This is a genomic window from Alistipes putredinis DSM 17216 (assembly GCF_000154465.1).
Lineage (GTDB): Bacteria > Bacteroidota > Bacteroidia > Bacteroidales > Rikenellaceae > Alistipes > Alistipes putredinis.
In genome coordinates this window covers 458,182-479,642 of record NZ_DS499580.1, presented here as the reverse complement: position 1 = coordinate 479,642, position 21,461 = coordinate 458,182, and the positions used below count along the sequence as shown (strand labels likewise).

Here is a 21,461-nt window from a genome sequence, read left to right as displayed (position 1 = left end):
CCGTTTCACAGAGCAATAATGAATTATTTTCCATGCCGAGCCATCTTATAAGAATTGAACAAAGCCGCATAACGTTTAAGCACGTCAGTATCGGCGTCATAAGATTTCAGAAGACGTGCGGCAATATCGAAATCTGCCGCATAGCCTGAAGCGGTCCATAAGTCATAACCCCAATTAAGCAGACAATCGCACTTGATCGGATCGTCAAGCATATCTGTCGTAATCCGATGTTTTGTCCGGGGCGTATCGGGCCGGGCCGAAGCGAGAGGGTCCGGAGCAGCTGCCGCGCATTTTGCTGACATATTGCGCGATTTACCCTTGAATACATCGGCACCAATCCCGAGCCAGGACCCGATCTTTGTCAAAGCATCGGTTGTAGCCCCCTTGTGGGCATCACCCAAATCTGAGTTATCGTTACCTCCATAACATTCATAATAGATACCATATTCAGGTATCTCGAACGTTACCTTGACAACCACCATCTTATTGTCACGGGCAACCTGTTCGGAGCGGACACGCCAGCTACCTACTCCGAATACGTCATTCAGACGCTCGGTAACGTAGATCGCTTTGATCGTGGACAGGTAGTTCTTTGTCGGATGCGGCGATATTGCCTCTGAAGGCAGCGGCCGATCCAGTAATCTTTTCTGTTCTTCGGATATTTTACGCAGTTCCATATTCTCAATCTCTATCGGTTATCACTCGTGATGCGAACTTTTTAGAATCGCTATACCGCATCATATATTTGGTTTCCTTGCGTATCTCGGCAGCCGAGAGTTGCCTATTCCAAGAACCCGAGGCAACAATGTTTTGCGGGCGGTTGATTTCGTAAATCTCGATTCTCGTTTTCATGTCAGCTATTTTAACAATTCATTCAGTTTCTCCATCACCCGGGGAACCTCCTCGTCCGTGGCCGTACACCAGGCGCTCGCTATGCTCGTTTCCTCCCGTATCGGGACGTCGATCCATTCCGTCATTCCCATCGAATGCACCGCGCCCTGCCGCTCGGTTTCCACCGTATAGCGTCCCTGCACCGCAACGCCGTGATATTCTATCTGAAAGTCGAAAGATTCCATAGGCCCTGCAACTGTCCTTCGGGTGATGTAATCGGCGATGCGTTTGGCGAAAGTCCGAATCTCCTGATCGGTCAGATGAATTGTCGTTTGCGGCCGGTTGAAACGGGTGCTCTCGAAGAAGTAATACTCTTCCGAGGGTTCTTTCCGAGTGGACGGCGGCATTTGAGCCGTGTCGGTGACGTAGTAGGAAGTATTCATCGCTGTTCGAAAATTTCATTCAACAGATAGCGGGTGATCCGCATACGCCGGGGACCGGACAGCGCCCAGCCGAACACCAGGCAAACAGGAACGGAAACTACTACGAGTGTAATTAAGTGTGCCATACTCTTACCGAATTTCGACCCGATAGACACGGGGTCGGTTTTGGAGTTTATGTGCCCGGCGGCGGGACTTGTCGATTGTCCGGCGCACCTTGCTCTTGAGGCGGTACCACGCACGCCAGAGGCGGCCCGCAAGCGTGCCCCACAGACTTTTGACTGTGCTTTCGGAAAAGAAGGTTTGCATGTTGGTAAAGATTTACTTGTGGATGATATTTGCTGTTATTCTGCTGCTTCGACAAACTCGCCGCCTTTCAGTTGATAGAAAACATCCTCCTTGAGCGATTTCCCATCGATCTGTGCAGACCTTACGCACACTGGTTTCAGATCCTCGCCATATTCAGCGAGGGTAATCCAGCTACCTTTCTTTGCCTTTATTTTTGAATCTATACCTATGGCTGCTACAACAGCATTGTTACCTTCGCTTTCGATCTTTGCGAGGTCGCCCGAGGAGCCGATCTTTGCGAGGTCGCCCGAGGAGCCGATCTGTGCGCCGTAGCCCGAGGAGCCGATCTTTGCGCCGTAGCCCGAGGAGCCGATCTTTGCGAGGTCGCCCGAGGAGCCGATCTTTGCGTCGTCGCCCGAGGAGCCGATCTTTGCGCCGTAGCCCGAGGAGCCGATCTTTGCGCCGTAGCCCGAGGAGCCGATCTTTGCGCCGTAGCCCGAGGAGCCGATCTGTGCGCCGTAGCCCGAGGAGCCGATCTTTGCGCCGTAGCCCGAGGAGCCGATCTGTGCGAGGTCGCCCGAGGAGCCGATCTGTGCGTCGTCGCCCGAGGAGCCGATCTTTGCGCCGTAGCCCGAATTAACATTGTCGGTCGGACCCTCTTTGATGCACTTCTCGTAAATGAAATCTATACCAGCTTTAATGAATCCTTTGAAATCGAGTTTTGCCCCGATGTGAATCTTTGTCGTCGCCGTTTTATCCGAGTCGGAATGACATCGCCCCAAAGCTGTTACATGATGCACAGGGATGAACTTGCATTCATCATCCAGCATATCACGATAGCTAAGGACAGAGAACGGTGATTCGCAGAAATGAAAGCCTCGATTACAAACTTTCAACTCAACATCCTCTTCGTAAGTCTTGCCCTCCTCGAATTTGAAGCCCAGGCAGGTCATATCTGCATTGAACCCTTTAAATCCATCGATATGTTTTTCTTCGCCGAACTCTTGCGGAAGCACCACGTTATCGCCGAACGAGACGCTTTTGAATACTTCCACAATCTCTTCGACCGAGAATCCAGCGATGCCGCATCCGATCTTGGTTACATAGAAAACCTTATCGGTATTGTACCGTGTATAGTCTGCGAATCTCCGTACCGATCGCGTCAATTCCTCGGTAGACACCTTGTCCATCTGTTCATCGAGCGTAGGGATAGCGTAGGACTGGCCCTGTAAGCCCTCGCCGTGCCCCATGATCGCGCCGAACTTCTCGACCGCGACACGAGCTGCGCCGCCAACGTGGTTACCGGCCTTATTACTGCCGAATACAAAGACCTCGTTCTGTTTTAATTTGGAAATGTTCTCTGGGGTAAATACTTTGTTTGACATTGCACGTAAATTGTTTTGATTAAAATTTGCACCCTGTCGTCATCGAAGACCACGACTGAATCGCAGGGTATATCGCTACCGGCTCCCCGAATTGCTCCGGATCGTCGCCTGCTTTTTGGTATTGATCGGCCTAATATCCGCCCTTCTGCGCCAAGTCGCTCGCCGGGTTTTACATCCCTTCGGATGGTTCTCGTATTTCAATGAACCGCTTATTCGTTCCAGCCTTTCTGCCTTGCGGCCGGGGTTTATGGCAGGCTTTAGGACCCCTACGGCTTCCGTGCCGTCCTTTGCGCCCGCACCGGGACATTCAACCCGATACGGACTTTGAAAATCCGCGCCCGGAAATGGCAAACTCAACTAATCTCAACTCTTAACTTTACTCGAATGAAAGAACGTTGGGCGCGGATAGTGCTCGGTTGATCCACTACCAGGGCCGACCAGTACAGCATAGAAGTACATATTAGTCACTGGTTCGGTAGTAGCCTATCTGTCATTTTATTTGCAGTTAGCACTTTTGGCGATACGCGCAGCTGCAACGGCCCGTCTGTCCTCCGGCAAAGTCGTACGGGATTCGATCCAAGCAAGAAGCTCCTTTTTGGAAAACACCGTGCGGCGTCCAATTTTCTTAAATGGGATCTTTTTTAGAAAAACCCAATTATAAATCGTCGAACGGGTGGTCGGGATACCTTGCTCCGCAATAAACCGCACGGCTTCTTCAACGGACAAATTGTCGATTTCTACCGGTTCATTCTTACGCCTGAAATCGGCGAGCTTCGGCAAAATCGCCGCCACTTCGTCAGCGACAATAGAGCGCAATTCTGCGGGAGTGGTAATAATAATTGGCTCGTTCATAATACTTTATATTGATTAGGGAGTGCGGCCAGATTCGAACTGGCAAACATTCCACGTCTGGAATGCCTTTCAATCGGTTAGCTTCTGTTTGAACATCTGCGCTCTTCAGGGTGTACTGTCCATTAAGCGCATCGTGAGTACACTTGGTCTTTACCACTAATCGATTCGTAATACCATTCTACCACGCACTCTTTGTCGTTATTTGTCCTCCTTCTTCATTCGCAGCCGCTCAACGGGCACGCCCTTCAACTTGGCGATCTCGTCCATCGTCACCTCGACAATCTCCTCCTCAGGAGCAGGATCGACGATGAGGCGGAAACCATCCTCGTATAGCTCATCGCAGGTGTAGTTAGTTAAAGCTCTCCTTGTATCGATAAATTTGCCCACTATGAGTTCTCCGAAGCGGAAGATAACCTCTATAGTTCGGGATGATCCGTCTTTTTTTCTGAGTCGATCCCCCACCTGCCAATCCTTGTAGGCTTCGATCTCTTCGGCGGTTATAGGAATAAACCGGAAATCGGTGACCCTGACATTGGGATGAGCAAAATCTGCTTCGGTTCCAGAGTAAACACACCATGCATATTTATATCCTTTTTTGTCGATGCTGTGAGACCCATTTTTTTCATTTTGGCATAAATACACACATTCATCTACCACTCGAATTATCCCTGTGGCAAGAGTACCATCAATCTTACACCGGAACCTCCGGCCTTCGCAGCTAAGTAAATCTTTCAGCACATTCTTTTTTATTGGTTTAATACTTTCAATCGGCCGGAGCAAATCCTCCGACATTTGGTCTGTGATCTTTTCAATATCTTCCCACACGAACGCCACCAGCCGGTCTGTGATATTTGTAATATCTTCCGTCATGAGCGCCAAGTGTTTGCATGTTTTCTCGGTCGCTTGGCGTTCCCGCCACCATCGCCACGGAGTTTTCATAACTTATCCTTGTATTGGATTGCGAACTCAGCCAACGAATGTACCTCGGCCTTACGGAAGGCGTCGCGCTTCGTTGTGCGCACCGTCTCGGGCGATATGTAAAGCATATCCGCGATCTCTTCATCGCCCATCCCCTCCATATAGAGTTTCATCACTTCCTTCTGCCGCTCGGTCAATCGGGTATCGAACTCGGGGCTGCATATAATGCCGGCATACTTGCATTCGCCTTTGATCGGACAACTCACATCCTCAAAGGTGAAGCGCCCCATCCCGTCGATGTCCTGCCTGTTGTCCAACCGTCCGAAATTGCAGCGAATAAAACGGTGGCAGATCAGGAACCGGTAGTAGTTCACGTTTGCACGGCTCTTGCGGTAAATCTCGGCGAGAGCCTTGAATGCTTTCGGATATTCGGTCTCGATGCGGGTAAACAATGCCCCTGTCAGCATCTTGTCTTCGGGCTGGTAAGTATGGACGCCTTCGGTATCGCGTACCATTACCCCTCCCTCGGGATCGTTGAAAAACTCTATATTGCGGATCGTTTGCATATGATGTATTAGTACCGATTCAACCATTCTAATTCCGTCCCGACCCAATAACTGCCGCTCGTACATTTATACGCATGATAAAACCGGGCATCAGTACCGAGTGTTGCGATATATCGTTCTGCCGCACATTTCGTCTTGTGAAATCTTTGAATACGTTTCATATTATCTATCTGTTGTAAAATTCCACGGGAAAGAGGTTGTCGGCGGTATAGCTGCTATCACCGGAATGACGGCGGATGATCTTGGCAAGTTCTCGTCGCTTCAGCATATCAGGCCGGACGTTGCCTACGCGGTAGTTCCATAATTGAGTGTCGCTTCGAATACCGATAGCCTGCTTGCAAGTATCACAAAGTCGCTTGCGTTCTTCAAGGTTAGTGATACTTTGAACATACCGTTCGAAGGGTAAAAGCAATGCTACAGCATTGTTACCTCTTGATTTTTCGCTATTTGTAATTAAATTTGTCATACAATAATTGAATTACAATGCAAATATACTAAAATATTTTAGCATAACAATAAAATATCAAAGTATTCTATATTGGAAATATTTATACTTATATGTAGTATTATAAAAATATCGCGACATGAATGAAGATTTGAAACATAAAGCCATAAACCTACTTAAAGAATTGGGCTATACGGCATATCGTATATCGCAGGACACGGGATTATCCCAATCGATTATAGGTCAATGGTTAAGTGGCAAGGTAGAGCCGAGTGAAGCAAATGCTAAATACATACTACTATATTATAGTAATCGCGAACCCTCTATTTCAAGTATGGAAGATCAAAAATTCATCTCGTTTTTCGAGAAAAGAGATCGGCAATACGAAATAATATTGACCCAAAATTCAGAAATCATCCGTCAAAACGGAGAAATACTACAACGCGTGCTCAAATATATAGACGATAATAATTCAAAATAAACCAACTCTATGGACTTTAAAGACGAACTTCTAATCCTTGCTGAGCGCGTCGGCAAACTCAAAGACAATGTAAAGACGGAGGAGGCAACAAAGACCTCATTTGTCCTCCCGTTCTTGCAAGCACTCGGCTACGATATTTTCAATCCGGAAGAGGTTACACCCGAATGTATTTGCGACTATGGAACGAAGAAAGGCGAAAAAATCGACTATACCGTATGTATGGACGGCGAGCCGATCATGCTAATTGAGTGTAAACATTGGTCGGCTGACTTAAGCAAATACAAGGCGCAACTATTCCGCTACTACCATGTATCGCAGGCCAAATTTGGAGTACTAACGAATGGAATCAACTATCAGTTCTATACAGATCTGGACACTCCTAACAAAATGGACGATAAGCCGTTCTTTGAGATAGATATGCTTAACTTAAAGGATAGCCATATTGAGAAGTTGAAGCAATTCCGACATGACCAGTATAATACGTATATGATACTCAATTCCGCCACAGAAATGAAGTACATAAATGCGCTTCGGTCATTGATTGTCAAGGAAAGTAGTAATCCATCCGATTTATTTGTGAAATTTATGACTAAACAGGTTTATGACGGAGTGGTAACAAAGAACATCATTGACGAGTTCCGTCCGATGATTCAACGGGCATTTCAACAGTACACGAATGACTATATAAACGAAAGGCTTAAATCTGCCATTACGCCTGACGTTCCGTCGGTCGAGGTGTCCTCAAATGTCTCCACGGAGAAATCGGTTGCAAATGAAGAGGATATGCAAGATGGAAATAAGATAGTGACCACTGATGAAGAACTTATGGGATTCTACATCGTGCGAGCTATTCTCTGTAATACCGTTGATCTTGATCGGGTCGTAGATCGGGATGCGCAGTCATATTTCGCTATCCTTTTCGATGATAACAATCGAAAGCCTATTTGTCGCTTGCATTTCAACGGAGGGAAAAAGTATGTTGAAACGTTTGACGAGGAAAAGAAAGGAACAAAACATTTAATTACAGCACTTACTGACATTTACAAACTATCGGACCAACTCATATCAACCGTTAAATTTTATCTGAAATAAAGGAAGCCCCAAATCCGGCGGGAGAGGCCCGGCCCGCCGAAAATAGAACGTGGAACTAACTAAACAGCATATTGCATCTGGAAACCTTACTGCGGAAAGAAGATATAAAGGTCGCCGATAAACTGATGGAAGACCTTAATGTCCGGTATATATTATCCCAAGAGGATTATCAAGGGGTTCAATACAAGCGAATCATCGCCGTGCTATCCGAGAAAGGATATATTAAGGATGTTCACTCGCACATTCAGACAACAGACTACACTCCGTTATACTTTGATAACGGAGGGACAAAAGCTATATACCGCAAGCAACGACGAGGCAAGATTACGAATGCGATAAAATTCGTCGGAATCGTAATCGCAGCCCTTGCCGGTATTATAACTATTTGGCAGTTTATCAATGACGTTATATACTCACTTGCGCATACGTGATATATCGTTCTCTATATGGCCCATACGATACTTAATATCATCAATATCCCTATATATGAGATAAACGCTTACGGCCAGTGCTACCAGCCCAATTCCAAGTACTAATAACATAACGGTATTTGTAAGATGAAAATTCGTAATTTAATAAGTCTATTTACACGCCTCTTCAATATCGGAAAACATCTGGCGCATTCGTTTATCGTGGGCTTTTATTATCTTGTTGAAGCGGTATTCGGATATAATTACCACGACAAACATAGTAATAAGGATAAACAAAATAAAAATAAAAATCATAGCTTCAGCGTTTTTACAAACCTCGGAACTTTCGGCACAACTTCAAAAAAATAGGCTCATTATTTTGCGGGGGGGGGAATTTTGTAACTTTGCAGCATCTAACCAATACAATTTATGTTATGAAAAAATTTTTACTTTTGATGGCTGTTATTTGTGCAGTTACTTTTATGGGGTGCGAAAAGGATGAGCAAGAATCGTTCAAGTTCGACATTGAGAATCTTTATGGCACATGGCAGGGAATTGCCATACAAAGTAACGGCGAATGGATAGATATAACCCAACCGCCACACACAAATCTTGCATTCTCTGTTGTATTTTATGAAAATGGTACATATTCGGGAAGCGGGTATTTTGGCAACGGTTCAGGAACATACAAAGCTGAAGGGGATATGATATATACTTATATAGACGGGGAAGAATTATACAGATACAAAGTACATTCTATCTCAAACGGAATTGCCGAAGTGTCTATGGGTGTAGCAGGAGATAATATAACACTGGAAATAAAACTTCAAAAAAAGTAATCAGATAGGATATATGTTTCAAAACAAAGGCGAGATTTATTCTCGCCTTTGTTATTCCCTACAAAATCATTATATTTGCATTGCTAAATCAAAATGCGATGCAAACATATCCAACCATATTGGGTATTTTGTATCTATACATACAGTTAAATTTAACTGCGTCGAGTTCGGTAGCGGAAACGCCCGACGGCTTGCATTTTGAGCCGAGCAACTCGTAACGCAGTTTTTTATTGCTAAATCAAAATGAAAAAGCGCATCGAACGCATGGGCCGCATCGAAGCGGCAATTAACCCCATGTACTGCGTCCCCAAACGCAGCGACCTATCGTTAATCGGATCGGCTTTCGAGGCCGCAGGTTTCCGTTGTGTCCGGATCCGCACCGAATGCGAGGCCGAGCACCGCACAAAAGGTGGTGATCCCCGTCGGCACGGGATGCTGGTTCTCGACGGTGACCGAGTGATATTGGAGGTATTGCGGTCGAGACCGACTAAAAAAGATAATCAACTCACAATCCCGCCTCAATCATGAACCGAGAAAATGACATATCGAACCGTACCCTATTTTTGATTCGGTCGGTTTGAAATGATAAACAGAAAGCCGAGTTCCCTCGGCTTTTTACATTCTCGCATCATATATCTTTTCTACATTCAGCTCCGTTCCGGTCAATGTAAAATATATATTCTGGAGCTGGTGCAGATACTTTATGGGCACATCCACATTGCAATCGTCGATTTCGTCTTCCACCTGCCAACAGAACCCTTCTTTTTTAGGAGATAAGCATATCACACGGGGGATGATATAGTAGTCAAATCGTTGGTAACAGTCGCTAAATTCTTTCTCAAAGCCGCATTTTTCCAATAACGTTGGAGTCAAACGTATAGGCCTAACATCTCATAATACTACTTTATCTAAAATCTCATGATAAAATCCGGCTTCCTTAATTAGCATCTCACCATGAAATAACGTCATGTCTGCACGCGTAATTTCTGCAATATACCCAATTCGCTCAAGATGGGGGTTATACACTAAATTGCCTATTCGAAATGATCGAATATTCAGAGACGGTTCCATATTACATTTCATATTCTAAAACGCATCGAATTCGATGCGTTTATTACTTTAGTTTCATTTGTGTTTTTAAGTTGAGAACTATTTATTCCTCCTCGTTTGAGGTGTCGCATGTAATCGGTTTCGTCGATTTTACCGCTGAAGTAAGGTGCGCTGTTTCGGGTGGCGGATTGTCGGGCAACGTTCCGAGGTATTGCCGAGCGTTGAGGGGTGATACGACAGAGTGTCCGAGTTGGCTTTCGAGTTGTTGTCGGGCAACTTTAGCTACTGTACCGCCCCGTTTGGCGACGTTGGCGTTGGCCTTGAAACCTATTGGATTTTCGTTTCGGGAAAGTTCGGTAGCAGAGGCCTCGGCCAATGAGTTCAACAGCAGTTCGACATTGGTCATATTATCCCGCAGGTTCTCCTTTTTCAACCCCTTGTAACGTTTGTAGGCTTTCGTGGTACGTCCGGCCCACTCCTTCGTGATAATGTCCGTAAGGGTGGCATATTGCGTTCCATCAACGCCCCCGCGTTTCCACTCGTCAGTGAGAAGTTTACGGACTTCGATACTTTTCAAGCGTTGGTTAATCCATGTATCCGAATATCCAAGGCGTTTATAATCGGCTACGGCCTGCTCAATAGATAACTCAGGGTCTTGCATTTGGTCGAGGCGGTCGCTTGCCACCTGCGCCATCCATTGCTTGAAAGGCTCGGCTTTCTGTGACGGAATCGACTGGATAATCCGCAGGACGGTTTTCACATCTCCGGCCAGCGTCTTGCGCATCACTCCCGTTTCTGACCTCATGGCTATCTGGGGACAATTTGTCCCCACGAACGAGGCGAGCGCTTCATCCCGCTTGCGCATCTTCTTGAAATAATCGGTCGGATTCACGGTGTCCGTCAGAGCGGAGATCACGTCGAGAACGGAAAAATACCACGTCTCCGTCCGCTCGTCCCAAACGGTGCGCACCTTGCGGTCCTCGAACAACTGTATGGCCTGCTTTTGTGTCATAGGAATGTAGTTTTATTTATTCCTTTTCTTTTACCTCCAGCACCGTCCCGCACTTCGGGCAGGTGATTGTGTTCGTCGGGTACGTTGCTACTCTTCCGCCTTTTGCTCCGCTTGTTGGAATCCAATTTTGCGGGCGGGTTTGCGTGCCTGCGGTATCTTGACCGACAACGCCGCAATAGCGTTGTAGATATTATCAAGCTCCTTGCGCATATCTTCCGACAGATCGCTGACCGCCTCGGCATTGTCGGCGTCCACCCGCTCCAGTAACGCCAGTTTCGCCCGAATTTCGGCCAACTCGGCCGTTACTGTCGTCGTGGTCGTGATGTAGTTCCGCATCGCTACGAAAGCACGCATAATAGCGATACTTACTTGTATGGCAACGGAGCTTTTCAAAACAGCCGATAACATAGAAACGCCTTGCTCGGTAAACGCATAGGGGTTGCGGCGTAAACCCATCGTGATGGAATTGGTTATCACAATTTGTGATTTCCAATTTTCAGTTTCGGCATCTGTCAGTTGAAACATGAAATCGGGCGGAAAGCGTTCGATATTACGCTTTACCGCTTGATTGAGAGCGCTTGTTGTTACTTGGTACAATTCCGCCAAATCACGGTCCAGCATCACCCGCTGGCCTCGTATTTCGTAAATTTTGCTTTGGATGGGTTGCAGTTCCATATCGTCGTGTCGCTGTGGTTATTCCACCTTTATGGTTATCAATTTCCCGCAATGCAGGCAGGTCTTATTTTCGGTGTTTGATTTCGGATTCCAGCTCCTTTAACTGTTCCATATCCTCCCGATCGGCTTCGATTGCGGCCTTACGTTTTCTGCGGGCGTTGAACTCTTCATAAACCTGGTAGGCGAATGCGTCTTTTTGCTCTTTGCCAACCGTACCGGCATTGGGTAAAAGGGGCTGATCGTTCGATACCAGAATTTTATCTACGTTCTCCCTCCAAAATCCCATCGTAAGGTCTTTCCTGCTCTTTGCCCTGAACTCGGCTGTTTCGAGGAAGATCACAACCAACCGGTTCAAAGAATCGAGTTCGTCGTGTGTCAAGTAGTTTTTAGCAATAATAACGTCCTGCTTGCGTACTACGGCACCTTTCCAGGAGGTAAGCCCCATATTGGGAGCATTTGCATCGGCTCGTTGCATCACGATCTCCGCGGATGTATGTCCTGTTACGGCATAGAGGAGCTTATTTTGCGTTTCGGCATAAAACATTTGCGTAGCCTTGTCCGTCGTGTCGTAATCGCTGCTCAATGCAAACAGATCGCGCACCTTCTGATAAAATCGCTTTTCCGAGGCACGTATATCCCGAATGCGATCCAATAACTCGTCGAAATAGTCGGGGCGGCCGTCTGGGTTTTTCAGGCGCTCATCGTCGATAACGAAGCCTTTACGGAGATATTCGGCGAGATTGCGGTTTGCCCACTGGCGGAATTGCACGCCACGGATGGATCGGACGCGGAAACCTATTGCCAAAATCATTTCCAGTGAATAAAATTTTATTTGATACGATTTGCCGTTTGGGGCAACTGTTAAGTATTCCTTAATAGTTGATTCATCTGGTAACTCACCATCTTTTAATATGTTATTTATATGTTGGCTGATATTGGGAACAGAGGTGGCAAAAAGTTCTGCGATCTGTGCTTGATTGAGCCAAACGGAACCGTCGCGTGCTAATAAGGATACGCGACTTTTCCCATCCACCGAATTGTATAGGATCAACTCTTGCTCCATGATTATTTCCTTTCTTTGACCTCTAACACCGTACCGCATTTCGGACACATTATCGTGTTCGTCGGCTGAGGGGCGAAAAAATCCCCCACGTTACAGCCAATAGCAGCGGCGATACGTTCAAGCACTTCTACACTCGGATTCCCATTAATATGTTGGCTAAGTCCTACGGGTGTAATTCCCATTCTTTCGGCCACTTCTTTAACAGTTAAGCCGTTAGCTTTTATTGATCTCTTTATATCCATAGCTTTAAATGTTTGGTGTTGGTACAAATGTAGCTATAACTTTATTTTTCTACAAAAATAATAGCAAAAACTTTAATTTTTATTTGCATAATTAAATTTATAGCTTTATATTTGCATCAGAAAATAAAACCAATAGCTATAATAACTATGACAACGGCAACCTATACCACGATGCAAAACCTCGCCAAGCAGGCGGCAGCGTACATTACGAAGCTCAACGGCGAAGCCGAGACCTTCGAGATCGAGAGTAACGGTATTACGGCCGTTATCGCATACGACGCCGAGATCGTCGAGGACAAGGGTGACTACTGGACGGCGCCGAGCTGGTCGATCGAGGACGAAACGGTAGCCGTTGAAGCAGTTTATGACGAGGACGGCGAAGAAGACAAAGAAGCTGCTGACTGGTTGAAGAAAATGTTGAACTAACAAATAAAAACAATAGAACTATGAACGCATTTGCATTTAAAGTGATCGACGCGATCAACAGAGAAGGTATTGGCAATGAGGCATGGGGCCTTGTTGAAGAGGTAGATGACACCGTAGCCTATTTCGGCACAAGAGAAGAAATCGAACTGAAAGGCCAGTGGGCGTACGTCTATGCAGATAAAAACGACTTCTTCGGATACATCGACAAAGTCGAACCGACGAGAGTTCTACACGTTGAAGATTGCCAGTTGCTGCTTTACAAACTCGATTAAAAAGCCGTTCGGGCGGCTATAAACAGACCTCAGGCCCGAAGCGTGGCGGCACCTGCCGCCGGTGGTAAAAATGAAAGATATGAAAGACATAAAAATTGGCGACCCGGTGAGATTCGGACGCAATACTGGTGAATATCGAGGACAGTTCGATAAACTGAATATCGCAATGGTACTCGTTGGCAATAGGCTGTATTATGTTACATTTGAAAAAATTGAAAAGCTATGAAGACAAGAAAATCCTTCAAGGTGAACAGAGAGGCTGCGATCAAAATCGCAATGAACACAAACGGCATATCACGAGAGATCGCCAAGAAATACACAGACAGCGAGTTGAAAGAGTGCTTGCGACTACTCAAACTAAAAACCAACTTTTAACCTATATAACAATGAAACGAACCGACCTTTCCATCATCATGCGCACGGCGTGGCAGATGTGCCGCGCGACGGGTGTAACCTTTGCTGAGTGTCTGCATAAGGCATGGCAGGTGTTCAAATTGAAGATAAAGATGCGCGCGGGCATCGTGCAGTTCTTCTACCTCAAATCGAGTACGGGTGAATTGCGACAGGCATTCGGTACGCTTAAGGACGACTTATGCCCCGAAACAAAAGGTGACGACCGTAAGCCTAACAAACACCTCGTAACCTATTACGATACGGTTGCCGAGGGCTGGCGGTCATTCAGAATGTTCAACTTTGTAAAAGTTATATAATATATGAAACCAACGATGTACGTAGAAAAACGCAGCGATTTGACATTACTCAAAAAGGCATTCGAATTGACGGACGCGACATGTCACCGCACGCGGCTGAAGTGTGGGTGTAAAGCCTACAAAGGTGCAGACAACAATCGCGACGGCCTATTGATCGTCAAATATGACGCAGTAGTGCTTGAGATTATCCGCTGCAAAGGGTGTGTGAAGAAAAGACCTTAAAAATTGCAGCTCTCAATAAAAAATCGTATTTTTAATAAATAATTCAATAGTAAGATTTGCATAATGTGCCGAACGTGTCCACTTTTGCATCGAACAGATATATGCGGGGTAGTGCAGAGGTTACCACGGCGGGTTAGTGTCCCGCAGGCGCAAGTTCGATTCTTGCCCCCGCTACTAATGAAATTTACGGCTATGAAAATTTTAACGCTTATCATCAAACAAAAATGGTTCGACGCCATTTTGTCGGGTGAAAAAACGGTCGAGACCCGCGAAGTACGCCCGACCAACACGAAATACATTTCATACCGAGACAACAACACAGGCAAAGTCTACAAGAAAGACAGTGACGTGCCCGAATCGGCGTGGGACAGCGAGAAGGGCGTTGATACGGTTATCAACCACTACGATGCCATACAGTTCTGGGTAGGTTACGAAAAGAATCGCCCCGGCGCGCTGGTCGAAGTCAAAGGCGTCGAGCTGGTAGATGTTTGCGACGAAGAGACGAAAGAGCCGATTGTGTACGAGCACAACGGTAACGAATATACCATGACCGAGATCGACTACCACCTCGGCAAGGTAATCGAGAAAATGAATTGTTAAACCCTTAAAATCATTGCTGCACTCGAAGACGAAGACAAAAAACAGCAGAACAAATCGGGCAACAAACGCTACGTGCTCTTATTTCTAATGCAAATAGGGTAAGCGGTGGTGGTATTGATAGGTCAAATAGAATCATGAGAGCGAATGCAAAGGCATTGTTGCCCTATTATCAGAGAACAGGGAACAAACAAGCTGTCTCGGCTATGCGCTCCAGATTAGGGTTAGTCAATGGATAGAAAATAAACATTATTGTCAGACTTCTAAAATTCAAGCTGCACTCGAAATTCAGTAAGAAATCGAATCAATCGGACGACAGGCGCTAGCCGTGTTCGTTATCGTGCAGTAGGCGGTCGTGCGACGAATCGTGCCGGTCGTGCACGCGACATTCGCGCCGCCTTTGGCATGGCAACAGGTTAATCATGACCCCGATAGACCATGCAAACGAAGTGATTGCCTCTGTCCGTCAAAAAACGGACAGGGCGATCCTTTTTTATTCATGTGGCAAAGACAGCGAGGTATTGCTCGACCTAATGGCTCCGCACTTCAAAGAGATCGTTTGCGTGTTCATGTATTTCGTCAAGGGCCTCGACCACATTGACAACTATTTGCGAGCAGTCAAAGCTCGTTATGCCAATGTTACCATACTGCAAGTCCCCCATTGGACGTTGACGCGTGTTTTGCGTTGTGGGCTATACTGCATTCCTAACCCCAATGTAAAGCTGTTATCGTTGAAAGACGTTGATGAATCCGTCCGGATGAAGACGGGAATATCTTACTCTTTCTATGGAATGAAGCAGTCGGACGGAATGAATCGCTGTCTTATGTTGCGCGGATACGAGAACGAAGCTATAAGCAATACGAACAAGGTATATCCTCTATCCAAGTGGAAGAAATCGGACGTCATGGCCTACATCAAGGCAAAGAAACTGCCTGAACCCATATCCTACAACAAGAACAAATCGCAAGGTCTGACGTTTTTGCCGGAGGTATTCGATTACCTCCGCCGGCATTATCCGCAAGACCTCGAAAAGATTTACAAAGTATTCCCCTTATCCCGAAATATATTACTGCGATATGACGAAGAGAAAAGAGCAGCAGCCCAAATACAAGCAAAGTGAAACGGTCGTAATCAAGCGATCACAAATCAACTTTGCTCCATACAATCCACGCAAAGAAGACCCTGAAGTCATCAAGAAGCTCAAAAAGAACTTTAAAACTGTCGGCTATCTGGGCGGTATCGTATGGAATCAGTTGTCATCTTATCTGGTTTCAGGGCACAAGCGCGTACAGACGCTTGACATCATCAACAATTACGACGGGACACCTGAAACGGATTATGAGATCAAGGTAGAAGCTGTAGAGTTAGACGACAAGACAGAGCGCGAACAAAATATCTTCATGAACTCGCCCTCCGCAATGGGAGAATTCGACATGGAGAAAATAAAAGTACTTGTACCGGAAATAGACTATAAAGCCGCTGGCCTTTCTGAAGCAGACATGAACATATACGGTATATCCGTCATGCAGGACGAAATAAGTTCAGAACTGTCTGATACGTTAGGTGATTTCGAAGAGATACAACGACCGTTTGAGGAACGCAAGGCCGCGGTAAAGGAGATGAAAGAACAGATTCGTCAACAGGCAGAGCAAAAAGCGGAAGACATCGAATCCTATGTAATGCTCAACTTTAAGTCTTATAGGGCGAAATCATCATTCATGCTTCGGTTCGGGTTCAGGCCAGACGACAAAATAATCCCCGGCGAAATGTTCTCGGATATGGTTGAACGGGTCGAATAACGACAAAAACGACAGTATAAAAAATGGCAATGCCCTCCAAAAAACCGAAATTAGATACCTTTCGCAAGGTTGCAAATGCTTGCGGCGGTATTTTGTCAGACATAGCTGCTAATTTAGGTGTAGAGCGTAGCACAATTTACACATGGTGCAATGATGATGAGCAATTCGCCCAAGCCCTCGAAGATTCCCGTGAACGGTTCGTTGATTTGGCCGAAAGCAACCTGCGTAAATTGGTTGCCGGCGTTCCGGCCATCGAAAAGGACGAGAATGGCGAAAAGAGATTTGCCGGTTGGATCGAACGTCCCTCCGAAACAGCGATCATTTTCACTCTCAAAACACGCGGAAAAAAACGGGGATATGTAGAACGTCAAGAGGTTACAGGAGCAGATGGTGCCGAACTTATTCCACCTCGCACTCTCTCTCCCGAAGAGGCAAGACAATATGGGTTAAAACTTAACGAAGAGTATTAACGCACTACTCCGATTCGCGACATAGACATAGAGCGTACCTTCTGTCTTTCCGGTATGCTGAATTTCACCCGTTACATGTTCAAGCATAAGACGGGGATGCGGTTTATTGTCGGCGATCATCATCGCAAAATATGCGAAGCTCTTGACAAAGTCGTCCGTGGCGAAATAAAGCGTCTTATTATCAATATTGCGCCACGATATGGCAAGACCGAACTTGTCTCTAAGAACTTCATCGCCTACGGGCTGGCGTTAAACCCCCGCAGTAAGTTCATACACCTATCATACTCCGATGATCTTGTTCTCGACAACTCGAAAGAGATCAATGAAACGGTACAATCAGACTACTACCAGCGGCTTTTCCCTGAAGTAGTCGTCGAAAGCAAGAATGCTAAAAAGTGGTATACATCCGTCGGAGGCGGACTGTATGCAGTAAGTGCAGCAGGACAGGTTACAGGATTTGGTGCAGGTCAAGTAAATGATCCGTATAGGGAGCGGCGCGAAATGGGTGATTTTATTCCTGCGTGGGAAAGCGATTTTGCGGGAGCTATTGTTATCGACGACCCGATCAAACCGGAAGATGCACTATCCGAAACGATCCGCGAGCGGGTGAACAATCGCTTTGAATCGACTATCCGCAACCGCGTGAACTCGCGCAATACGCCTATCATAATCATTATGCAACGGCTCCATGAGCACGATCTATGCGGCTATCTTCAGGAGATCGAGCCGGAGGAATGGACGGTACTTTCGTTGCCCTGCATCTGGCATGACGAAAACGGACAGGAACAGCCTCTCTGGGAATTTAAGCATACGCTGGAGGAACTGCACAAAATCGAGAGATCGAACTCATTTGTCTTTGAAACGCAATATATGCAGAACCCGAAGCCGCTGGAAGGTTTGATGTATGGAGAGTTTAAGACATACGACATAATTCCATATGCAGCATCTATGAAGCGAAAGAACTACACGGATACCGCTGATACCGGCAGTGACTATCTGTGTTCTATTTGCTATACGGAAACTCCCATCGGCAATTTCGTGACGGACATTTTATATACACAGAAACCGATGGAATATACCGAGCCGGCAACAGCCGAGATGCTGTCCCGAAACAAGACGGAGATCTGCTACGTCGAGAGCAACAATGGCGGCAGGTCTTTCGGGCGCAATGTTGAGGCGCAGTGCCGAATAATCGGTAACAACTTTACATCGTTCAACCCATTTACGCAGACCGCCAACAAAAGGGTGCGTATTTTCACGCGATCGAATGAAGTGCAAAACCTTATTTATTTTCCGACCGGATGGGAGCACAAATGGCCGGAGTTCGCCTCGCATGTCAAATCATACCGTAAGCAGCAGGAGTTCAACAGCCATGACGACGCCGAAGATGCCCTGACCGGAGTAATCGAAAAGCGGGGGTATTTCAACAATGAAGAAGATTTAGACAAAGAGGATTTAGGAATTTGGTAAAAAGTACGGATATGGGATTTATAGACAACCTACTCAATGCGATACGCAATAAATATCTGAATGCAACCGGTGCAGAACGTGATCTGCTTACGCTTATCAAGGACAAAGACATTACACAGGCTCAAACACTTATGCAGAATCGCGATACGGAGGTTTTGCAGGCGATTCAGGAATATAACCCCGAACTCCACCGTATTATGCGAAAGGCCGATAAGATGCGGAAAGGCCAGGAGCCTTATCGTACCGAGAAGTTGCCTCGTGCACGACAGAAGTACATCAATGAGGTGGAACTATTCTTTCTGCTCGGGAATCCGATACGATGGAAGAAGGTGAACAACGAAGGTTCGGACGAGGCTTTCGAAGCATATAATCAATTTTTGCAAGATACACGATTCAACGTTTCCATGCGTAAAGCAAAACGCATTGCGGGAGCAGAAACTGAATGTGCCAAGCTCTACCACATCTATCGGGACGAGAATTTCCAACCGCAGGTAAAAGTTGTGGTAATTTGCAAGTCGAAAGGATACACCCTACGTCCATTATTCGACCTATACGAGAACCTCATTGCATTCGGGTATGGGTACTACCTTAAAGAGGGGACATCAACTATCGAGCATTTCGATATTCAAACACCTGATACGATCTACCGATGCAAACGAGGATCTCTTAATTGGGAGGTTATTGCAACTCCCAATCCAACCGGAAAAATCAATGTTATCTACTACCGACAGGATAAAGCGTGGGGAGGCCTCAACCCCCGCATAGACCGCGAGGAGGATATAGACAGCAAAATATCCGACACAAATAACTATTTCGCAGACCCTATCGCCGCAGCAACGGGCGATGTCGTAGATTTTTTGAAAGGTCGAGCCGACAAGCCCGGGAAAATGATTCGGATGACCGGAGCGGATTCAAAATTCGAGTACATCAATCCACCGACCTCTTCCGAGACGCAGCAACGGGAAAAGGAAGACCTCGCGCAGTCCATCTTGTTCGACACTTTCACGCCCGAGTTTACACCCGAGAAAATGGCTGGGCTGGGAACTTTGTCGGGCGAAGCGATCAAACGCGCGATGGTACTGGGATATATCAAGCGCGAAAATAATAAAGAGATATACGACATAGCCGTAGATAGGGAGAAAAATCTTATTCTCGCTATTATGATGAATGTAACCCATATTCATTTGCGTCCTGATTTGGCTGCGCTCAAAATAGAACACGAATTTGCCGAACCGTTCAATGAAGATGTCACCGCACGTTGGGCGGCTATAGGCCGTGCTGTGCAGGATGGCGTTATGTCGCTGGAAAAGGGCGTTGAACTAATGGGAACGGCCGATGATGTTACCGCTGAAATCGAGCGAATAAAGCAAGCGAAGGCAGAGGCATCTATGAACAATATTATAGAGCCAACATTCTAATTCGAAACGATGCCCGGATTGAATTTGAAAGCCGCCCAATGGGAGCAACAGCATAAAACGCATGTCGAAGAATATCTACGACAGATAGAGGCTTTGTATGATGTGGCCTCGGATGAATTGATTCGACTGGGAATGGGATATAAATATCAACCCAATACGGGGCGATTGTTCGCCTTCTCATCAAACAAAAGCCGTAGTAAACAAGCCGATGCCTCGTTATCTTCATTCCGAAATAAGTTGTCCACTATAATTACAGCGGGGATCACTTCGGAATGGTTTTTTGCCAACGACAAGAACGATTCATGGGTAAAACAACTATTCGACAATCCGAAAAAAGGATGGATGCTTCACAATCTCGGTGCACTTGAGGCATTTCAACGTAGAACAACTTACGGGCATAATTTATCCGAAAGAGTTTGGAGTATCGCCAAGCAGTTCGAACGGCACATAGAATTATCCTTATCTATAGGTATCAGCGAAGGCCGAAGCGCTGCCGATATAAGCCGTGATGTACGCGTCTATCTGAATGAGCCGGACAAACTATTTCGACGTGTCCGAAATGCGTTCGGCAATCTTACCCTGTCGAAAGTGGCGCAGGCTTATCACCCTGGGCAAGGCGTTTACCGGTCATCTTATCAGAATGCTATGCGTATGGCTCGCACCGAAATAAACAGCGCTTATCGTGAAGCCGACAGTATCCGCTGGCAACAACTTGATTTTATTGTCGGATATGAGGTAAAAACATCAAAATCGCACGTACAGTGGCTGGCAAAGTTCTGGTATCCGCGCTTCAAAAAAGGGCGTGCGCCGCTGGAAATATGTGACGCAATGGAGGGAAAATATCCGAAATCTTTCAAATTCATCGGGTGGCACCCGAACTGCAAGTGCTATGCAGTGCCAATTATAGCCAACGAGGGCACGGATAGGGATTTTTGGGAGGAACCGCTGAATGAGGTCAAGGATGTGCCCGACAACTTCAAACGATGGGTCGAGGACAACACCGAAAGAATCGAAAAGGCGAAGAATTTGCCGTATTTCATAGGGGAAAACAAAAAACACTTCAATGATTCGCTGTTCATCAATCGCGATGCCGTATAACTCTTGGCAAAAGCGCAGTACGTAGGGAATAAGTTGCAAGGTGTTGCATAAGGAGTTGAGGCAAAGTATGAGGCATCGTGCACGCCTATAAACTACAAAAGCAAGAATAGCATCGTTCGCAAGGTGAAACAGGAAAGGCAAAATCTATTAACACCAGGTTTCATCGTCCATTTGGCGGACATTCTCTCCGTCACTGTAAGCACTGTTCCAAAATGAAACACCCTTTGTCCGGCGAAATAGTGCGTCGGTTAGGCGTGAGGTTGTTGCTATTCACCACATCCAAGAGGAGAAATGCAGTAAAAACGGAATGACCGACGGAAATAAGATGTGCCCCGCCGATCATTCCAACTAAAATAACACGATATGACAAAGGTACTGCACTGCGGCGC

29 protein-coding genes and 1 tRNA gene are annotated in these 21,461 nt (G+C 46.2%); 17 read left to right on the top strand and 13 right to left on the bottom strand.

Going from position 1 to position 21,461, the window contains the following annotated elements:
* Positions 1-23: 23 nt before the first annotated feature.
* From ALIPUT_RS10955 to ALIPUT_RS10925, 9 genes are all read right to left on the bottom strand, one after another.
* The gene (locus tag ALIPUT_RS10955) at positions 24-677 is read right to left on the bottom strand and encodes an RAD52 family DNA repair protein (RefSeq protein ID WP_004327633.1); all 654 of its coding nucleotides are present in this window, start codon (positions 675-677) and stop codon (positions 24-26) included.
* 180 nt (positions 678-857) lie between these two features.
* Positions 858-1,274 (bottom strand): hypothetical protein, encoded by a 417-nt coding sequence (locus ALIPUT_RS10950; protein WP_004330036.1) that lies wholly within the window; start codon positions 1,272-1,274, stop codon positions 858-860.
* Complete coding sequence (locus ALIPUT_RS13240; protein WP_004330035.1) at positions 1,271-1,399, bottom strand: hypothetical protein; 129 nt, start codon at positions 1,397-1,399, stop codon at positions 1,271-1,273. The genes ALIPUT_RS10950 and ALIPUT_RS13240 overlap by 4 nt, the downstream gene beginning before the upstream one ends.
* A 4-nt stretch (positions 1,400-1,403) precedes the next feature.
* Positions 1,404-1,580 carry a hypothetical protein gene (locus tag ALIPUT_RS12895; RefSeq protein WP_004330034.1) on the bottom strand — a complete coding sequence of 59 codons (177 nt, stop codon included), beginning with the start codon at positions 1,578-1,580 and terminating at the stop codon, positions 1,404-1,406.
* Positions 1,581-1,615: 35 nt separating this feature from the next.
* Positions 1,616-2,944: an A1S_2505 family phage non-structural protein gene (locus ALIPUT_RS12580; protein WP_004330033.1), complete on the bottom strand. Its 1,329-nt coding sequence runs from the start codon at positions 2,942-2,944 to the stop codon at positions 1,616-1,618.
* A 495-nt stretch (positions 2,945-3,439) separates the two neighbouring features.
* Positions 3,440-3,796, bottom strand: a complete 357-nt coding sequence (locus ALIPUT_RS10940; protein ID WP_004330032.1) for a helix-turn-helix domain-containing protein — start codon at positions 3,794-3,796, stop codon at positions 3,440-3,442.
* A 198-nt stretch (positions 3,797-3,994) separates the two neighbouring features.
* On the bottom strand, positions 3,995-4,735 hold the full coding sequence (locus ALIPUT_RS10935) for a hypothetical protein (protein ID WP_004330031.1): 741 nt from the start codon (positions 4,733-4,735) through the stop codon (positions 3,995-3,997).
* Entirely contained in the window at positions 4,732-5,280 is a 549-nt protein-coding gene (locus tag ALIPUT_RS10930; RefSeq protein ID WP_040293850.1) for a helix-turn-helix transcriptional regulator, read from the bottom strand. Before ALIPUT_RS10930 ends, ALIPUT_RS10935 begins: the two co-directional genes overlap by 4 nt.
* 166 nt (positions 5,281-5,446) lie before the next feature.
* A complete protein-coding gene (locus ALIPUT_RS10925; protein WP_004330029.1) occupies positions 5,447-5,746 on the bottom strand; it encodes a hypothetical protein in 300 nt (99 codons plus the stop codon).
* Positions 5,747-5,864: 118 nt separating this feature from the next.
* Between ALIPUT_RS10925 and ALIPUT_RS10920 the strand changes: the two genes are divergently transcribed.
* From ALIPUT_RS10920 to ALIPUT_RS10900, 4 genes are all read left to right on the top strand, one after another.
* On the top strand, positions 5,865-6,206 hold the full coding sequence (locus tag ALIPUT_RS10920; RefSeq protein WP_004330028.1) for a helix-turn-helix domain-containing protein: 342 nt from the start codon (positions 5,865-5,867) through the stop codon (positions 6,204-6,206).
* A 9-nt stretch (positions 6,207-6,215) separates the two neighbouring features.
* Positions 6,216-7,298: a type I restriction endonuclease gene (locus tag ALIPUT_RS10915; protein ID WP_004330027.1), complete on the top strand. Its 1,083-nt coding sequence runs from the start codon at positions 6,216-6,218 to the stop codon at positions 7,296-7,298.
* Between the two features lie 844 nt (positions 7,299-8,142).
* Positions 8,143-8,547 carry a lipocalin-like domain-containing protein gene (locus ALIPUT_RS10905; RefSeq protein ID WP_004330024.1) on the top strand — a complete coding sequence of 135 codons (405 nt, stop codon included), beginning with the start codon at positions 8,143-8,145 and terminating at the stop codon, positions 8,545-8,547.
* 243 nt (positions 8,548-8,790) lie between these two features.
* Entirely contained in the window at positions 8,791-9,075 is a 285-nt protein-coding gene (locus ALIPUT_RS10900) for a hypothetical protein (RefSeq protein WP_004330023.1), read from the top strand.
* A 625-nt stretch (positions 9,076-9,700) separates the two neighbouring features.
* Here ALIPUT_RS10900 and ALIPUT_RS10890 read toward each other — a convergent pair.
* The 4 genes from ALIPUT_RS10890 to ALIPUT_RS10875 form a co-directional block, all read right to left on the bottom strand.
* Positions 9,701-10,609, bottom strand: coding sequence for a BRO-N domain-containing protein (locus ALIPUT_RS10890; protein WP_004330021.1), 909 nt, complete (start codon positions 10,607-10,609; stop codon positions 9,701-9,703).
* 87 nt (positions 10,610-10,696) lie between these two features.
* Positions 10,697-11,284: an ORF6N domain-containing protein gene (locus ALIPUT_RS10885; protein WP_004330020.1), complete on the bottom strand. Its 588-nt coding sequence runs from the start codon at positions 11,282-11,284 to the stop codon at positions 10,697-10,699.
* A gap of 64 nt (positions 11,285-11,348) precedes the next feature.
* Positions 11,349-12,347, bottom strand: a complete 999-nt coding sequence (locus ALIPUT_RS10880; protein WP_004330018.1) for a virulence RhuM family protein — start codon at positions 12,345-12,347, stop codon at positions 11,349-11,351.
* A gap of 2 nt (positions 12,348-12,349) precedes the next feature.
* Complete coding sequence (locus ALIPUT_RS10875) at positions 12,350-12,589, bottom strand: helix-turn-helix domain-containing protein (protein WP_004330017.1); 240 nt, start codon at positions 12,587-12,589, stop codon at positions 12,350-12,352.
* A 147-nt stretch (positions 12,590-12,736) separates the two neighbouring features.
* Here ALIPUT_RS10875 and ALIPUT_RS10870 point away from each other — a divergent pair, with 147 nt between their 5' ends.
* From ALIPUT_RS10870 to ALIPUT_RS10815, 13 genes are all read left to right on the top strand, one after another.
* On the top strand, positions 12,737-13,015 hold the full coding sequence (locus ALIPUT_RS10870) for a hypothetical protein (protein ID WP_004330016.1): 279 nt from the start codon (positions 12,737-12,739) through the stop codon (positions 13,013-13,015).
* A 20-nt stretch (positions 13,016-13,035) separates the two neighbouring features.
* Positions 13,036-13,287, top strand: coding sequence for a hypothetical protein (locus ALIPUT_RS10865; RefSeq protein ID WP_004330015.1), 252 nt, complete (start codon positions 13,036-13,038; stop codon positions 13,285-13,287).
* 79 nt (positions 13,288-13,366) lie between these two features.
* Positions 13,367-13,513, top strand: a complete 147-nt coding sequence (locus tag ALIPUT_RS12890) for a hypothetical protein (protein WP_155813752.1) — start codon at positions 13,367-13,369, stop codon at positions 13,511-13,513.
* The gene (locus tag ALIPUT_RS13055) at positions 13,510-13,662 is read left to right on the top strand and encodes a hypothetical protein (RefSeq protein WP_004330013.1); all 153 of its coding nucleotides are present in this window, start codon (positions 13,510-13,512) and stop codon (positions 13,660-13,662) included. The genes ALIPUT_RS12890 and ALIPUT_RS13055 overlap by 4 nt, the downstream gene beginning before the upstream one ends.
* 11 nt (positions 13,663-13,673) lie before the next feature.
* A complete protein-coding gene (locus ALIPUT_RS10860) occupies positions 13,674-13,997 on the top strand; it encodes an SH3 beta-barrel fold-containing protein (protein WP_004330012.1) in 324 nt (107 codons plus the stop codon).
* Positions 13,998-14,322: 325 nt separating this feature from the next.
* Positions 14,323-14,393: transfer RNA gene (locus tag ALIPUT_RS10850), tRNA-Thr, on the top strand.
* A gap of 18 nt (positions 14,394-14,411) precedes the next feature.
* Complete coding sequence (locus ALIPUT_RS10845) at positions 14,412-14,819, top strand: ASCH domain-containing protein (RefSeq protein WP_040293839.1); 408 nt, start codon at positions 14,412-14,414, stop codon at positions 14,817-14,819.
* A 419-nt stretch (positions 14,820-15,238) separates the two neighbouring features.
* Positions 15,239-15,937: a phosphoadenosine phosphosulfate reductase domain-containing protein gene (locus ALIPUT_RS10840; protein WP_004330009.1), complete on the top strand. Its 699-nt coding sequence runs from the start codon at positions 15,239-15,241 to the stop codon at positions 15,935-15,937.
* The gene (locus ALIPUT_RS10835; RefSeq protein ID WP_004330008.1) at positions 15,894-16,616 is read left to right on the top strand and encodes a ParB N-terminal domain-containing protein; all 723 of its coding nucleotides are present in this window, start codon (positions 15,894-15,896) and stop codon (positions 16,614-16,616) included. The genes ALIPUT_RS10840 and ALIPUT_RS10835 overlap by 44 nt, the downstream gene beginning before the upstream one ends.
* A 23-nt stretch (positions 16,617-16,639) precedes the next feature.
* A complete protein-coding gene (locus tag ALIPUT_RS12195; RefSeq protein ID WP_004330007.1) occupies positions 16,640-17,086 on the top strand; it encodes a hypothetical protein in 447 nt (148 codons plus the stop codon).
* A gap of 54 nt (positions 17,087-17,140) precedes the next feature.
* On the top strand, positions 17,141-18,556 hold the full coding sequence (terL, locus tag ALIPUT_RS10825) for a phage terminase large subunit (RefSeq protein WP_004330006.1): 1,416 nt from the start codon (positions 17,141-17,143) through the stop codon (positions 18,554-18,556).
* Between the two features lie 11 nt (positions 18,557-18,567).
* Positions 18,568-19,974, top strand: coding sequence for a phage portal protein (locus ALIPUT_RS10820; protein ID WP_004330005.1), 1,407 nt, complete (start codon positions 18,568-18,570; stop codon positions 19,972-19,974).
* Between the two features lie 18 nt (positions 19,975-19,992).
* Positions 19,993-21,072, top strand: coding sequence for a hypothetical protein (locus tag ALIPUT_RS10815; protein WP_155813751.1), 1,080 nt, complete (start codon positions 19,993-19,995; stop codon positions 21,070-21,072).
* Positions 21,073-21,461: the final 389 nt, after the last annotated feature.

Bases quoted from the DNA above. Each gene is read 5' to 3' on its own strand.
- ALIPUT_RS10955 (WP_004327633.1), bottom strand. From the start codon at position 677: ATGGAACTGCGTAAAATATCCGAAGAACAGAAAAGATTACTGGATCGG.
- ALIPUT_RS10950 (WP_004330036.1), bottom strand. From the start codon at position 1,274: ATGAATACTTCCTACTACGTCACCGACACGGCTCAAATGCCGCCGTCC.
- ALIPUT_RS13240 (WP_004330035.1), bottom strand. From the start codon at position 1,399: ATGGCACACTTAATTACACTCGTAGTAGTTTCCGTTCCTGTTTGCCTG.
- ALIPUT_RS12895 (WP_004330034.1), bottom strand. From the start codon at position 1,580: ATGCAAACCTTCTTTTCCGAAAGCACAGTCAAAAGTCTGTGGGGCACG.
- ALIPUT_RS12580 (WP_004330033.1), bottom strand. From the start codon at position 2,944: ATGTCAAACAAAGTATTTACCCCAGAGAACATTTCCAAATTAAAACAG.
- ALIPUT_RS10940 (WP_004330032.1), bottom strand. From the start codon at position 3,796: ATGAACGAGCCAATTATTATTACCACTCCCGCAGAATTGCGCTCTATT.
- ALIPUT_RS10935 (WP_004330031.1), bottom strand. From the start codon at position 4,735: ATGAAAACTCCGTGGCGATGGTGGCGGGAACGCCAAGCGACCGAGAAA.
- ALIPUT_RS10930 (WP_040293850.1), bottom strand. From the start codon at position 5,280: ATGCAAACGATCCGCAATATAGAGTTTTTCAACGATCCCGAGGGAGGG.
- ALIPUT_RS10925 (WP_004330029.1), bottom strand. From the start codon at position 5,746: ATGACAAATTTAATTACAAATAGCGAAAAATCAAGAGGTAACAATGCT.
- ALIPUT_RS10920 (WP_004330028.1), top strand. From the start codon at position 5,865: ATGAATGAAGATTTGAAACATAAAGCCATAAACCTACTTAAAGAATTG.
- ALIPUT_RS10915 (WP_004330027.1), top strand. From the start codon at position 6,216: ATGGACTTTAAAGACGAACTTCTAATCCTTGCTGAGCGCGTCGGCAAA.
- ALIPUT_RS10905 (WP_004330024.1), top strand. From the start codon at position 8,143: ATGAAAAAATTTTTACTTTTGATGGCTGTTATTTGTGCAGTTACTTTT.
- ALIPUT_RS10900 (WP_004330023.1), top strand. From the start codon at position 8,791: ATGAAAAAGCGCATCGAACGCATGGGCCGCATCGAAGCGGCAATTAAC.
- ALIPUT_RS10890 (WP_004330021.1), bottom strand. From the start codon at position 10,609: ATGACACAAAAGCAGGCCATACAGTTGTTCGAGGACCGCAAGGTGCGC.
- ALIPUT_RS10885 (WP_004330020.1), bottom strand. From the start codon at position 11,284: ATGGAACTGCAACCCATCCAAAGCAAAATTTACGAAATACGAGGCCAG.
- ALIPUT_RS10880 (WP_004330018.1), bottom strand. From the start codon at position 12,347: ATGGAGCAAGAGTTGATCCTATACAATTCGGTGGATGGGAAAAGTCGC.
- ALIPUT_RS10875 (WP_004330017.1), bottom strand. From the start codon at position 12,589: ATGGATATAAAGAGATCAATAAAAGCTAACGGCTTAACTGTTAAAGAA.
- ALIPUT_RS10870 (WP_004330016.1), top strand. From the start codon at position 12,737: ATGACAACGGCAACCTATACCACGATGCAAAACCTCGCCAAGCAGGCG.
- ALIPUT_RS10865 (WP_004330015.1), top strand. From the start codon at position 13,036: ATGAACGCATTTGCATTTAAAGTGATCGACGCGATCAACAGAGAAGGT.
- ALIPUT_RS12890 (WP_155813752.1), top strand. From the start codon at position 13,367: ATGAAAGACATAAAAATTGGCGACCCGGTGAGATTCGGACGCAATACT.
- ALIPUT_RS13055 (WP_004330013.1), top strand. From the start codon at position 13,510: ATGAAGACAAGAAAATCCTTCAAGGTGAACAGAGAGGCTGCGATCAAA.
- ALIPUT_RS10860 (WP_004330012.1), top strand. From the start codon at position 13,674: ATGAAACGAACCGACCTTTCCATCATCATGCGCACGGCGTGGCAGATG.
- ALIPUT_RS10845 (WP_040293839.1), top strand. From the start codon at position 14,412: ATGAAAATTTTAACGCTTATCATCAAACAAAAATGGTTCGACGCCATT.
- ALIPUT_RS10840 (WP_004330009.1), top strand. From the start codon at position 15,239: ATGACCCCGATAGACCATGCAAACGAAGTGATTGCCTCTGTCCGTCAA.
- ALIPUT_RS10835 (WP_004330008.1), top strand. From the start codon at position 15,894: ATGACGAAGAGAAAAGAGCAGCAGCCCAAATACAAGCAAAGTGAAACG.
- ALIPUT_RS12195 (WP_004330007.1), top strand. From the start codon at position 16,640: ATGGCAATGCCCTCCAAAAAACCGAAATTAGATACCTTTCGCAAGGTT.
- terL (WP_004330006.1), top strand. From the start codon at position 17,141: ATGCTGAATTTCACCCGTTACATGTTCAAGCATAAGACGGGGATGCGG.
- ALIPUT_RS10820 (WP_004330005.1), top strand. From the start codon at position 18,568: ATGGGATTTATAGACAACCTACTCAATGCGATACGCAATAAATATCTG.